The sequence below is a fragment of the Sulfitobacter sp. PS-8MA genome, from assembly GCF_040933935.1.
In the GTDB taxonomy this organism is placed as follows: domain Bacteria; phylum Pseudomonadota; class Alphaproteobacteria; order Rhodobacterales; family Rhodobacteraceae; genus Sulfitobacter.
In genome coordinates, this window is sequence record NZ_JBFQYJ010000008.1 from 79,756 (window position 1) to 93,449 (window position 13,694).

Genomic DNA, 13,694 nt, shown 5'->3' on the forward strand with positions numbered 1-13,694 from the left:
CCGCTCAATGTTCGCGCGGGTCGAGCGCATCGCGCAGCCCGTCGCCCAGAAGGTTGAAACCAAGCACCACCATGAAGATCGCAATGCCGGGCCAAAGCGCCATCCAGGGTGCCTGGTTAAGGAAGTTCTTGGCGGTGTTCAGCATTGAGCCCCAAGAGGGCGCGGGCGGCTGCTGGCCAAGGCCGAGGAAGGACAGCGAGGCTTCAGCGATGATCGCGGTGGCGACGGTCAGCGTCGCCTGCACCAGCACCGGGGGCAGCACATTGGGAAAGATATAGCGGCGCAGGATGCGCGGCGTGCTCAGGCCAATGGCGCGGGCACTTTCGACGTAATCCTCGGCAGCGACGCTCAGCACCTGACCACGGGTCAGTCGGATGAAGATCGGCGTGGCCGAAATACCGATGGCGATCATCGCATTGGTCAGGCTCGGGCCGAGGAAGGCGGCGAGCGCGATGGCGAGGATCAGGAAGGGCGCGGCGAGCAGCGCCTCGGTGCAGCGCGAGATCACCGCGTCGATCCAGCCGCCGAAATAGCCCGCGATAATGCCCAAGGGCACGCCGAGGCTCAGCGCGATGCCGACCGAGACGACCCCCGCGAGCAAGGAGGCCTGCGCCCCCCAGACCAGCCGCGAGAGCACATCGCGGCCCAGCTCATCGGTGCCCATCCAATGCGCGGCGGAGGGGCCCTTGCGCACCGCGCCCCAGTCGGTGGCGGCTGGGTCGGGGATCGGCAGCAGCGGCGCGAGCACGGCGATGGCGACGAAGAACACCACCAGCACGCCGCCCAGCATGGCGCTGCGGTGGTGGCGGAACTTCTTCCAGACCCGGTTTTCCGGGCGGGCGGAGAGCACCGGATCGGCTGCGCTTTCGGCGTCGATGGTGATGGGGGTGGCAGGTTGGGCCATTATTGCTTCCTCAGGCGGGGGTTCAGCAGCACATAGGCGACATCGGCCAGCAGGTTCATGAAGATGAAGCCGACAGCAGTGACGAGTACGATCCCCTGCACCACGGCGTAATCACGGTTGAACACGGCATCGACCACAAGCTTGCCAAAGCCGGGGATGGTGAAAATCTGTTCGGTCAGCACCGCGCCCGCGATCAACTCACCGAAGAGCAGCGCGGTCAGGGTGACGATGGGCGTCAGCGCGTTGCGAAACGCGTGTTTCAGGATCACCCGACGCTCGACCAGCCCCTTGGCGCGGGCGGTGCGGACGTAGTCACTGCTCAGCACGCTCAGCATGGCGGAACGGGTGTGGCGCATCAGCGTCGCGGCGAGCGCGGTGCCCAGCACGAAAGCGGGCATGATCATCACGGTGATGGAGCGGATCGGGTCTTCGCTCAGCGGCACATAGCCCGAGGCGGGCAGCAGCTTCCATTTCACCGAGACCAGCAGGATCAGCATGATCCCCAGCCAGAAGTTCGGGATCGACAGACCCGAGAGCGCCACCACATTGGCGATGTAATCGGTCACGCTGCCCTTCTTGACGGCAGAGAATATGCCCGCAGGCACGCCGATCACCAGCGCAAAGATCATCGCCATCGTGGCAAGCTGGATGGTCACCGGCAGTTTTTCCCCGATCAACTCCAACACCGGCTGGTTGGTGCGCAGCGAAATGCCCAGATCGCCGGTCAGCGCATTGCCGATCCACGTCAGATATTGCACCGGGATCGGGTCGTTCAGACGGTATTTTTCGCGCAGATACTCCAGCACTTGCGGGTCGCGTTCCTCACCGGCCATGGCCAGCACCGGATCGCCCGGCAGCAGCTTTTGCAGGGTAAAGACAAAGACCGAGATCAGAATGATCGTGGGGATCGCGATCAGCAGACGGCGCAGGATGAAGGACAGCATGGGCGTAGGTCTCGCTTGAGAGGGAGCAACGCCGGGTCGGCCCCGGCGCTGCGGATAAAGGGCTTAGCCTTCTTCTTTTTTCACGCCTTCCAGACGGATCATCCCGTCGGGGTAGGGGGTGAAACCGGTGATGTCGGAATCCAGCGCCCAGATCCACGTCTGGTGATAGAGGTAGACGATCGGCATCTCGTCATTCAGGATTGCGCGGGCGGCGTCATAGTTCTTCTTGCGCTCGGCCTGATCGTTGGACTTGCGCGCGCTGTCCAAAAGCTCATCGACTTCCGGGTTAGAATATTTGGAATCGTTGATCCCGCCCTCGGTGGTCATGAACTGGTGGATATTGCCATCGGGGTCGACGCGGCCCGACCAGCCGATCTGGCTCGCCTGATAGTCGCCCGCCGACTGGTCGGCCAGCAGCGTCGCGAATTCCTTGGAGGTGATCGAGATGTTGATCCCCGCCTCGGCAGCCATCGACTGCACCACCTGCATCAGCTGCAGCGGCACGGTGGTATTGGGCACCTGCACCTCAAGGTCGATGCCGTCGGGATAGCCCGCTTCCGCCAGCAGGGCTTTGGCCCGCTCGACATCGCGCGGCGGTACCGGGAAATCGCTGCTGTACCAAGGCGAGTTCGGCGGGAAGGGCTGGTTGCCCGCAGCGAAGGCGCCGTTGAAGACCACCTGATTGATCGCCTCGCGGTCAATCGCATGGCTCAGCGCCTGACGCAGCCGCTTGTCATTGCCCCAGGGGTTGTCGCCCTTCTCGCCATTGGCGACATTGATGGTGATGCCCTGATAGCCGAGCGACACCGCGCTTTCGACCTTGATGCCCTCGTCAGCCTCGGCCTGCGCGAGATCGGTGGCAGCGAGGCGTTCGAGGATGTCGATGTCCCCCGACTGCAGGTTCGCCAGACGCACGGTGGTGTCGGGGATCGGCAAATAGGTGACGGTGTCGAAGTGGTATTTGTCGGCGTCGAAATAGTCCGGGAACTTCTCCAGCACGATCCGGTCTTGCGCCACACGCTCCTTGAACTGGTAGGGGCCGGAGCAGACCGGGTTCAGGCCGAAGTCATCGCCCGCGTCCTCGGCGGCGGTGGGCGAGACCATCATGCCCGCGCGGTCGGCAAACTGCGCCATCAGCGTGGCATCGGCATCGGCCAGATCAAAGCGGATTTCATGGCTCCCCAGCACTTCGACACCGGTGATCGAGGACAGCTCGGACTTGCGGCGCGAGGTTTCCATGTTCTGGCTGCGGTCGATATTGGCGGCCACGGCCTCGGCGTCGAAGGGCGTGCCGTCATGGAAGACCGCATCCTCGCGCAGTTTCATGGTGAGCTGCTTGCCATCCTCGGAAAAGGACCATTCGGTGGCCAGTTGCGGGATGATCTCAAGGTCAGGCGTGATGTCCACCAGCTTGTCGCAGAGCGAGGCATAGACGATCCGCCCGACAAAGGTGCGCGACTGGTCTGGGTCCAGCACATCGGCGTCCGACTGCAGCGCGATGCGCAGGTCAGCGGCCTGCGCGCCTAGGGTGGTGGCCCCCAGCAACGCGGCGGCGAGGGTCATTTTGGTCAAAGTCATCGTTGAACTCTCCTGTCGTATGTTTGGTCTTGTTTAGCCTGTTATTCTTGATCTTGGCGGGGGCGGGGTCTGGCCCGCTCCTGCATGGCATCTTGGTAAAGCGCGAAACGCGCGGCGGCGCCGGGGGCGCGTTTGGGAGCCGCGGCGAGGCCAAGATCTGGCTCATTGGCGGCGATTTCCTCGAAGAAATGGCATGCCGCAATATGGTCGTCGCCGGCACCGGTCGCGCGCAGGGCAGGCGGCTCGGTGGTGCAGCGCGCCTGCGCATAGGGGCAGCGGGTATGGAACCGACAGCCCGATGGCGGGTTCGCCGGGCTCGGCATCTCGCCGTCGAGCGCCTTGCGCGGGCTGCGGTCGCCATGGGCGGCCACCGGGATCGCCGAGAGCAGGGCGCGGGTATAGGGGTGGCGCGGATGCGTGAAGACGGTGTCGACATCGCCCTGTTCGACGATCTGGCCCAGATACATCACCGCGACCCGGTCGCTCATATGGCGGATCACGGCGAGGTCATGGGCGATGATGACCAGCGTGAGCCCCAGCTCATCGCGCAGATCACCGAGCAGGTTGATCACCTGCGCCTGCACCGAGACGTCGAGCGCCGAGACCGGCTCATCCCCGATCACCAGTTTCGGCGCAGAGGCCAGCGCCCGGGCGATGCCGATACGCTGGCGTTGGCCGCCGGAAAACTCATGCGGGTAGCGTTCGGCATGTTCCGGGCGCAGCCCGACCTTGGCCAGCAGTTCGGCTACTTTGGCGCGCCGCTCAGCGGCGGACATTTTCGGGAAATGCGTCTCCAGCGGCTCGCCCACCAACCGGCCCACGCTCATGCGCGGGTTGAGCGAGGAGAACGGGTCTTGAAAGATGAACTGCATGTCGCGGCGCAGCGCGGTCAGATCGCGGCCCTGAAGGCCTGCCACGTCGATGCCGTCAAACTGCACATCGCCCTCGGTCGGGGTCAGCAAGCGCATCAGCAGCCGCGCGAGGGTGGATTTGCCGCAGCCGGATTCGCCCACGATGGCAAAGGTCTCGCCACGGCGCACGTCAAAGGAGACATCGTCGACCGCCTTGACCGTGCCGCTTTTCGCCATGCCGCCGCCGGTTTTGAAATGCTTTTTTAGTCCGCGCGCTGTCAGGATCCTGTCGCTCATGCGCTCTGCTCCAGATGTTGCTCCAGCGGGGCGAAATGGCAGGCCACCGCATGGCCATCCTCCAGCGGCGCCAGCGGCGGCTCCTTGGCGCAGACGGGCTGGGCAAAGGGGCAGCGGGTGGCGAAACGGCAGCCTTCGGGCATGTTTAGCGTCGTCGGCACCATGCCGGGCACGGTCGCCAACCGTCCGCGCGGTCCGGTCAGCTGCGGGATCGAAGACATCAGCCCGATGGTATAGGGGTGCTGCGGATCGTTGAAGATGCGCGCGGCCGGGCCGGTCTCGACAATGGTGCCCGCATACATCACCGCCACAGTGTCCGCGATCTCGGCCACCACGCCCAGATCATGGGTGATCATGATCGTGCCCATGTCGGTCTCGGCCTGAAGGTCGCGGATCAACTCAAGGATCTCCGCCTGAATGGTCACGTCGAGCGCGGTGGTCGGCTCATCCGCGATCAGCAGCGCCGGGTCGTTGACCAGCGCCATGGCAATCATCACCCGCTGGCGCATCCCGCCGGAGAGTTGGTGCGGATAGTCCCGCATCCGCTTTTCCGCCGCCGGGATGCCGACACGTTTCAGGATCGCCAAGGCGCGGTCCTGCGCCTCGGATTTGCTGCAACTGCGGTGCGCCAGCACCGATTCCGCGATCTGGTCCCCGATGCGGAAAACGGGGTTGAGCGAGGTCATCGGCTCTTGAAAGATCATCGTCATACGGCTGCCGCGCAACCGGCGCATGGCGCTGTGGTCCGCCAGATCGAGCTTCTGCCCCTCAAAGATCATCTCGCCCGACCGGATCGTCGCCGCACCGGGCGGCAGCAGCCCCATCAACGCCAGCGAGGTCACGCTCTTGCCGCAGCCGCTCTCGCCCACGACACAGAGGGTCTTGCCCGCGCTGACCGAGAAATTCACGTGATTGATCTGGTCGCTCGGCGCGCCGCGGAACCGCAGGCTGAAGTCGCGCACTTCGAGCAACATCTTCTCAGGATCGGAGGGAAGGCTGGGCAATGGACCGCTTTCTTGAACCAATATCAGATTGGTCGAGTATGCGGTTGAGATTTTCCACCTGTCAATCCGGCAATTGAATTTTTATGTAATCCAGATAATTCAATATGTTACCGGAAAATACACTGTTCCCGCGCCGCCAAACCACAGCCCACCACCCCGCGCAGACCCTCTGAATCCGCATGAATAAGATAATTGCAAACGCATATAAATCGCTCTAGCCTTCCCTTGGGAACACCGCGCCGGGAGGGGCGCGCTATTCAGGGAGAGAAGACAATGAGTGCAACCGAGGTTATGCGCGATTTCGGGGCCATGCTGGCCTCGGGCGGCGTCGAGGTGGTGGACTGTTCCGGCGTGCTTGGGCCGGAGACACCGATCCTGCAACTGCCCGCCGATTTCGCCAAACCGACGCCCAAGGTCGAGATTCACAAGATCAGCGAATATGACGAAGATGGCCCGTTTTTCGCCTGGAACTGGTTGGTGCTGGGCGAACATTCCGGCACCCATTTCGACGCGCCGCATCATTGGATCACCGGCAAGGACCACGCGGACGGCTATACCGACACGCTCGACGTGCAGCGCCTTGTCGCGCCGGTGAATGTGATCGACTGTTCGCAGCAGGCCCAGGACGACCCGGATTTCCTGCTTGATGCCAAGGGCATCAAGGAATGGGAAGCGGAATATGGCGAGATCAACGCCGGTGAATGGGTGGTGATGCGCACCGATTGGGACAAACGGGTGAACGATGAGGCGCGGTTTCTTAATGCCGATGAAACCGGCCCCCATAGCCCCGGGCCAACCCCGGATGCGATTGAGTATCTGACCGGCAAGAAGATCGTCGGCTGGGGCACGCAATGCATTGGCACCGATGCCGGCCAAGCGAGCGAGATGGAGCCGCCCTATCCCGCACATAACCTGCTGCACAAACATAATTGTTTCGGGTTGGCGAGCCTTGCCAATCTGAACAGGCTCCCCGCGAAAGGCGCTATTCTGATCGCCGCCCCGCTCAAGATCAAAAACGGCACCGGCAGCCCGATCCGGGCGCTGGCGCTGGTGCCGAAAGGGTAGATGATGACCAAACCGTCCCATGATGACGCGGCCAATGCGCCGCTGGAACAGCTCGGGCTCGATAATTTCGCGCCCTATCTGATGAACCGGATCATGGGGCGGTACAATGCGGCGCTTTCGGCGGAAATGGCCGCCCTTGGCCTGACCACGCCGCAGATGCGCTCCTTGGCGGTGCTTTCGGTGGTCGACGGTATTCTGATCCGCGAATTGGCCGTCTATGCGGTGGTGCAGCAATCGACGCTCAGCCGCGCGCTGGACGCTTTGGTGCGCGACGGGCTGGTGCGGCGCGAGACCGATGCGAGTGACAGCCGCGCGACCCGTGTCTATCTGACCGACAAGGGGCGCGAGACATATGAAAGGCTCTGGCCGCATATGGCCGAAGCCTACGGCGCGATGTTCAAGGGCATCGACGACGCCGAGAAAGCGGCCTTTGTGGCCACCCTGCGCACCATGCTGCGCAACATCCGCAAACATGATTTCTAAGAGGGTCCAATGGCCGAACGTTCGTTCAAGGCAGAGGTAGAGCACCTGCGCAAAGGAGACGGCGACGTCTTTACCGGTGAGGGTATTCTCGCGATCACCAAGGCGCTGTTGGAAAACGGGGTCGGCTATGTCGGCGGCTATCAGGGCGCGCCGATCAGCCATCTGATGGATGTGCTGGCCGATGCCGAAGAGCTGATGGGCGAGCTGGGCGTGCGCTTTGAGGCGAATGCCTCCGAGGCTGCGGCGGCTGCGATGCTGGCGGCCAGCGTGCATTACCCCATTCGCGGGGCGGTGACCTTCAAAGGGCCGGTGGGGGTGAATGTGGCCTCGGATGCGCTGGCGAACCTCAGCTCTTCCGGCGTGACCGGTGGCGCTTTGGTCATCGTGGGCGAGGATTACGGCGAAGGCTCCTCGATCATGCAGGAACGCAGCCACGGCTTTGCCATGAAATCGCAGTTCTGGATGCTCGACCCGCGCCCGAACCTGCCCTGCATCACCAAAGCGGTGAAGGACGGGTTTGAACTCTCGGAGGCCAGCAACACGCCGGTGATGCTGATGGTGCGCATCCGCTCCTGCCATGTGACGGGGAGTTTTGAGACCCGCGACAACCAGCGCCCGCCGCTCACCGTGGCCGAGGCGGCGGCCAATCCGCAGTCGGATTTCAACCGCGTGGTGCTGCCGCCAATGTCCTATCTGCATGAGAAGGACAAGATCGAGAACCGTTGGCCGGCGGCGGAGAAATTCATTCGTGACAACAAGCTCAACGAATTCTTTGGGCCGGAGAAGGCGCCTCTGGGCATCGTGGTGCAGGGCGGCATGTACAACTCGGTGATCCGCGCGCTGCAACGGCTCGGGCTGGCGGATATCCACGGTGAGACCGAGGTGCCACTTTATGTGCTGAACGTCACCTACCCGCTCTTGCGCGATGAGTTCGACGCCTTCTGCGCGGGCAAGGAGCATGTGCTGGTGGTCGAAGAAGGCCAGCCCGATCACATCGAACAGCAGCTTGGCTCCTACCTCTACAAGCTGGGCCGTCAGGTGAAGCTGCACGGCAAGGACGTGTTGCCGATGGCCGGGGAATACACCGGGCAGGTGCTCCTCGACGGGGTGACGGCATTCCTCAAGATCGCCGCGCCCGAGATGCTGCCCGGCGCCGTCCGCGCCCCCAATGCCGAAGCCCCTGCGATCCCCGACCTCACCGACACCGTGCCGATCCGCCCGCCCGGTTTCTGCACCGGCTGCCCCGAGCGCCCGATCTTCGCCGCGATGAAACTGACCGAGCAGGAATTGGGCAAACACCAGATCACCGGCGACATCGGCTGCCATCTCTTCGGCTGCCTGCCACCCTTCGAGATCGGCGGCTCGACCATGGGCTACGGCCTCGGACCCGCCTCCAACGCGGCCTTCGACGGCGGTGGCGAGCGGCGGGCGATCTCGATCCTGGGCGACGGCGGGTTCTGGCACAATGGGCTGAGTTCTTCCATCGGCAATATGGTGTTCAACAAATCCGACAGTGTCGCCGTGATTATCGACAATTACTATTCCGCCGCCACCGGCGGGCAGGATGTGCTTTCCTCGCGCGCGCATAATGACACCAAATCGACCAACAACCCGATCAACAAAGCGCTCAAAGGCGTCGGCGTGGAATGGGTGCGCCAGATCGACCGGACCTATGATGTGGGCAAGCTGCGCGAGGTGCTGCGCGAGGCGCTGACCACCGATTACAAAGGGCCGAAGGTGATCGTGGCCTCCTCGGAATGCATGCTCAATAAGCAGCGCCGCGAGAAGCCGAAACGCAATCAGGCGATCAAGGAAGGCCGCCGCATGGAGGTGCCGCGCTTTGGCGTCGATGCCGATGTCTGCACCGGCGATCACGCCTGCATCCGGCTTTCGGGCTGCCCGTCGCTGTCGCTGAAACGCCTCGACGATCCGCTGCGCGACGATCCGGTGGCGCATATCGACCAGACCTGCGTCGGCTGCGGCAACTGTGGCGAGGTGGCGGATACGGCGGTGCTCTGCCCCTCCTTCTATCAGGCCGATGTGGTCCATAACCCCACCCGGTTCGAGCGATGGCGGGCCGAGAAAACCGGGCAGATCATCCGCTGGCTGCAAGACCGGCGCGACGCCAAACGCCTGCGTAGCGAAGGAGTGACGACGTGAATATGATCCTGCCGCAAAAGACCCCGGACGCACGGGCCGGTGACATCCTCAAACTCGCGGTCATGGCCGTGGGCGGGCAGGGGGGCGGCGTGCTCACCGGCTGGATTGAGGCGATGGCGCGGGCCGAAGGCTATGTCTGTCAGGCGACCTCGGTCGCGGGCGTGGCGCAGCGCACGGGCGCCACGATCTACTATGTCGAAATGGCCCCGAAAACCACAAGGGCGCCGGTCTTTGCCCTCGCCCCGGCGGCGGGTGACGTGGATGTGCTGATCGCCGCCGAGATGATGGAGGTGGGCCGCGCGGTGATGCGCGGCTTCGTGACACCGGATCGCACCACGCTGATCGGCTCGACCCACCGCGCGCTGGCGGTGAGCGAGAAGATGGCCCCCGGCGATGGCATCGCGGACGCGGATGAGGTCCGCGCCGCCGCCGAGATCGCGGCGCAGAAACTGGTGCTGGAGGATATGGAAGGGCTGGCGGTCGGGGCAGGCTCCGTCATCTCCGCCTCGCTTTTCGGCGCCTTGGCCGGCTCCGGCGCGCTGCCTTTCCCGCGAGAAGCCTATGAGAACGCGATCCAGGCAGGTGGCAAGGGGGTCGAGCCTTCGCTGCGCGCCTTTGCCGTGGGGTTTGACGCGGCGCAAGGCAAGCTGCCCGCCACCGCCTCCGCGCCGGTGGGAGAACCCGAAACCCCTTTCCGCCTTGCCGGGCCAGACGCGCTGCAAGGCCAGTGGGACGCGCTGGTCAAACGCGCCGACGCGCTGCCCGAAGCGGTGCATGACCTCGCGCTGGCGGGGCTCGCCAAAGTGGTGAACTTCCAAGACTGCGCCTATGGCACGCTCTATCTTGACCGGCTCGATACCGTGCTGGCCCGCGACAGTGCCGCGCAGGATTGGCAGCTCTCGGCGGCGGCCGCGAAATATATCGCCAATGCCATGGCCTATGATGACATCATCCGCGTGGCCGACCTCAAGACCCGCGCCCCGCGTTTCACCCATATCCGGCAGGAGATGCGGGCGGGCGAAAACAACCTCATGCAGCTCACCGAGTATTTCCACCCCCGGGCCGAGGAGATCGCGGGGCTGATACCCGCGCGGTTGGGGGCCAAGGTGGAGGCGAGCGACAAATGGATGGCGCGGCTGAACCGCTGGTTCGACAAGGGCCGCCGCTTGCGCACCGACCGGCTGCCCGCGTTTTTCATGCTGCATGTGCTGGGGGGAATGAAGGGCTACCGGCTCAAAACCCATCGTCACGCGATTGAGGCGGCGCATCTGGAGGCTTGGTTAAACCGCTGTCTTGCGGAGGTCGACGATGACTACCCGCTTGCGGTGGAGCTGGTGAAATGCCGCCGCCTGATCAAGGGCTACTCAGACACCCATGCGCGGGGCCTGGGCAAGTTCGACCGGGTGATGGGCGCGGCAGAGATGCTGCGCGGGCGCGAAGATGCCGCCGCATGGGTGGCCCGGCTGCGCGAAGCGGCATTGCAGGATGCGGAAGGCAAGGCGCTGGAGGGGGCGATTGCGACGGTGCGGTCCTTTGTGTGACGCGTAACCGAGGGGCAGCGCCCCGGGCTAGGTTCTAGGCCGGGGACCCTTCCGCGGGCGAGGGGCGCCGCCAGCCTTACAGTTCCGCCTCCCAGCGTTTCGACAGGCGCATCGCACCGTTGATGATCCCCACCATCGAATAGGTCTGCGGAAAATTGCCCCAGCCCTCGCCGCTGGCAAATGCCGTATCTTCGGACATGAGACCAAGGTGATTGCGCGCTTCCAGCAGCTCTTCGAAAAGCTGCCGGGCCTCGTCTTCGCGCCCGATCCGAGCCAAAGCGTCGATGCGCCAGAAGGCGCAGACATTGAAGCCGACCTCAGGCACGCCGAAATCATCCGCCTCTTCATAGCGCAGCATGAAGGGGCCGCGCCCGAGCACCTCGGACAGTTTTTCGACCGTGGCGATGAAACGCGGGTCTTTCGGCGGCAGGAACCCGACCTCGCCCATCAGCAGCACGCTGGCATCCAATGTGCTGCCGCCAAAGCTTTCGACAAAGGCGCCGCGCTCTTCGGACCAGGCATTGTCGAGGATCTTGTCGCGGATCACCTCGGCCCGCTCGGCCCAATGCAGCGCGCGGTCCTGCAGCCCGAGATGCCGTGCGATTTTGCCCAGACGGTCACAGGCCGCCCAACACATGAGCGACGACGAGGTATGGATACGCGCCCGGCTGCGCAGCTCCCAGATGCCGGCGTCGGGCTGGTCATGCAACTCCCAGGATTGCTCGCCAAGCGGCTCCAACCGCTCGAACGCCGTGCGCCCGGTGTGCAGCGGCAGCCGGTGATCGAAAAACGCCGGGGCGGCGCCGAGGATGATATTGCCATAGGTGTCATGCTGGAAATGCTCATGCGCCTGATTGCCGATCCGCACCGGCCCCATGCCGCGATAGCCTTGCAGACTGGGCGAAATACGCTCGGTCAACTGCGTTTCCAGCCCCAGGCCCAGCACCGGCTGGATATGCCCGCCCTCGGCATCCGCCACCGCATTCATCAGCCATTGGAAATAATGCTCCAGCGTGCGGGTGGCCGCGAGGCTGTTGAGCGCGCGGACGGTGAAGAAAGCGTCGCGCACCCAGCAATAGCGGTAGTCCCAGTTGCGCCCTGAATCCGGCGCTTCGGGCAGGGAGGTGGTGATCGCGGCAATGACGCCGCCGGTCGGCTCATAGCTGCAGAGTTTCAGGGTGATCGCCGCGCGGATCACCGCCTCTTGCCATTCAAAGGGGATCGCCAGACGCTGGGTCCAGCGCTGCCAATAGCGCAGGGTCTTGGTGCGAAAGGTGGTGCCGATCTGCTCGGCACTGTCCGACAGGGTTTCATCGGGGCCAAGGATGAAGGTCATCTCGCCCTCAAGATTGATCAACCGCGCATCCAGCACATGGTCAATCGGCGCGTCGGTGGTCAGCCGCATGCTCTGCTCAGGTCCGGCAAAGCGCACGTGGTTCGACCCGCGCGTCAGGGTCGGCGCAACCTCGCCATAGTTGAACCGCGGCCGCAGCCTGATCCGAATCCGCGGCGAGCCTTCGAGCCTGCGGATCTGCCGGACCAGCATCTGCGGGCGGAAACTGCGGCCATAGGCGGTAAAGCGGGGGCTGAAATCAACGATCTCGACCGCGCCTTTGGGGCTGTGCAACACGGTGCGCAGAATGGCGGTATTGGGCAGGTAGCTCTGTTCGGTGTCGGTCATGCCGTCAAGCTCGACCGCGAACTCGCCATCGCCCTCTTCGCCCGCGCCATGGCCCATGAGACTGTGAAAGACCGGATCGCCGTCAAAACGCGGCAGGCAGAACCAGTTGATCGCACCCTCGCGGCTCACCAACGCCGATACGGCGCAGTTTCCGATGACACCCAGTTCCATAGAATCCTCTTTCACTTCCTTGTCTGACGGGCGCGGGGGCCGGTCAGCGCAATATCTCTTCAAGCCAATCGGCAAAAGCCTCGACATCTTCCAGGCGGTAATGAGCCGCGCTCGGCCCCGCCCCGATTTTGATGCCAAAACCGCCCCGCGCCTGTGCCGCGCGAAAGCCGTCCTCATCAGTCACGTCATCCCCGACCATGATCGGGATACGCCCTTGAAAATCAACCGTATCGGCGAGCCTCTCCAAGGCGCCGCCCTTGTCGATCCCGGCCAGCGCCACTTCGCTCACCATCTTGCCATGCAGGGCGCGCAGGCCCGGCTCTTCGGCGGTCAGCGTATCGACGAAGCCACGGCAGGCTTCGGCCTGATCGGGGGTTTTGCGATAATGCAGCGCAATCGCCCCCGGCTTGCGTTCCGAGGTGACCCCATGCAGCACGGCAAACTCTTCGACCCGGTCAATGATGGCGGCAGGTACCCCTTCGGCCTCTGCGTCGGGATGCGCGGCATGGGGGCCAAAGCGCAATTCCTGCCCATGTGACCCCGAGGCCGGCAGGCGCAGGGCGCCCATGATCCGGTCCAGATCCGCAAGCGCGCGGCCCGACAAGACCGCCACCGCGCCCCCGACCTCGGCAACCAGCCGGGTCAGCAGGTTTCGCGTCCGCTCTGGCAAGCGGGTGTCCTGCGGGTCTTCGACGATCGGGGCGAGGGTGCCATCGAGATCAAGAAAGAACCCATGCGCGCCCGGTTTGATCCGCGGCGGCGGGGTAGTGGGCTGTATCGTGTCCGGCATGTTCACTTTGTACTTCACAATCTTTTGCAGGGGCCTTCGCGGGGCCTTTGCGGGGGGCTGAGCAGCTACCTATGTGCCATGCCCGTTAAATCAATGCGATCTCTAAAGAATACGCTGCGGGGCAGGGCTGCGGGAACCGCCCGGCGCTTGTGACGTTTAGCCTGCGTATCCAAGGGACAGGCTGCCGATGACGGCCCAGCGGTCGGTGCCCGTCCCTTTGCCCTT

Annotated in this window: 11 protein-coding genes; 4 read left to right on the forward strand and 7 right to left on the reverse strand. The window is 64.1% G+C overall.

Going from position 1 to position 13,694, the window contains the following annotated elements:
• Positions 1-4: 4 nt before the first annotated feature.
• The 5 genes from AB4M76_RS18665 to AB4M76_RS18685 form a co-directional block, all read right to left on the reverse strand.
• A complete protein-coding gene (locus tag AB4M76_RS18665; protein WP_368443702.1) occupies positions 5-904 on the reverse strand; it encodes an ABC transporter permease in 900 nt (299 codons plus the stop codon).
• The gene (locus AB4M76_RS18670; RefSeq protein WP_368443704.1) at positions 904-1,848 is read right to left on the reverse strand and encodes an ABC transporter permease; all 945 of its coding nucleotides are present in this window, start codon (positions 1,846-1,848) and stop codon (positions 904-906) included. The genes AB4M76_RS18665 and AB4M76_RS18670 overlap by 1 nt, the downstream gene beginning before the upstream one ends.
• Positions 1,849-1,911: 63 nt before the next feature.
• A complete protein-coding gene (locus AB4M76_RS18675) occupies positions 1,912-3,426 on the reverse strand; it encodes an ABC transporter substrate-binding protein (RefSeq protein ID WP_368443706.1) in 1,515 nt (504 codons plus the stop codon).
• Positions 3,427-3,467: 41 nt separating this feature from the next.
• Entirely contained in the window at positions 3,468-4,574 is a 1,107-nt protein-coding gene (locus AB4M76_RS18680) for an ABC transporter ATP-binding protein (protein WP_368443708.1), read from the reverse strand.
• Entirely contained in the window at positions 4,571-5,578 is a 1,008-nt protein-coding gene (locus AB4M76_RS18685) for an ABC transporter ATP-binding protein (RefSeq protein ID WP_368443710.1), read from the reverse strand. Before AB4M76_RS18685 ends, AB4M76_RS18680 begins: the two co-directional genes overlap by 4 nt.
• A 273-nt stretch (positions 5,579-5,851) precedes the next feature.
• On the opposite strand from AB4M76_RS18685, the gene AB4M76_RS18690 reads away from it, so the two are divergent.
• Genes AB4M76_RS18690 through AB4M76_RS18705 form a run of 4 tightly spaced genes read left to right on the forward strand, consistent with a single transcriptional unit; the run spans position 5,852 to position 10,827 of the window.
• On the forward strand, positions 5,852-6,643 hold the full coding sequence (locus tag AB4M76_RS18690; RefSeq protein ID WP_368443712.1) for a cyclase family protein: 792 nt from the start codon (positions 5,852-5,854) through the stop codon (positions 6,641-6,643).
• A 3-nt stretch (positions 6,644-6,646) separates the two neighbouring features.
• On the forward strand, positions 6,647-7,126 hold the full coding sequence (locus tag AB4M76_RS18695) for a MarR family winged helix-turn-helix transcriptional regulator (protein ID WP_368443714.1): 480 nt from the start codon (positions 6,647-6,649) through the stop codon (positions 7,124-7,126).
• A 9-nt stretch (positions 7,127-7,135) separates the two neighbouring features.
• Positions 7,136-9,286: a thiamine pyrophosphate-dependent enzyme gene (locus tag AB4M76_RS18700; RefSeq protein ID WP_368443716.1), complete on the forward strand. Its 2,151-nt coding sequence runs from the start codon at positions 7,136-7,138 to the stop codon at positions 9,284-9,286.
• A 2-nt stretch (positions 9,287-9,288) separates the two neighbouring features.
• Positions 9,289-10,827, forward strand: a complete 1,539-nt coding sequence (locus AB4M76_RS18705) for an indolepyruvate oxidoreductase subunit beta family protein (protein WP_368443817.1) — start codon at positions 9,289-9,291, stop codon at positions 10,825-10,827.
• A 76-nt stretch (positions 10,828-10,903) separates the two neighbouring features.
• Here AB4M76_RS18705 and AB4M76_RS18710 read toward each other — a convergent pair whose 3' ends face one another.
• Both AB4M76_RS18710 and otsB read right to left on the reverse strand, forming a co-directional pair.
• Positions 10,904-12,679, reverse strand: a complete 1,776-nt coding sequence (locus AB4M76_RS18710; RefSeq protein WP_368443718.1) for a glycoside hydrolase family 15 protein — start codon at positions 12,677-12,679, stop codon at positions 10,904-10,906.
• Positions 12,680-12,722: 43 nt separating this feature from the next.
• Positions 12,723-13,469, reverse strand: a complete 747-nt coding sequence (gene otsB / locus AB4M76_RS18715) for a trehalose-phosphatase (protein ID WP_368443720.1) — start codon at positions 13,467-13,469, stop codon at positions 12,723-12,725.
• Between the last annotated feature and the right edge of the window lie 225 nt (positions 13,470-13,694).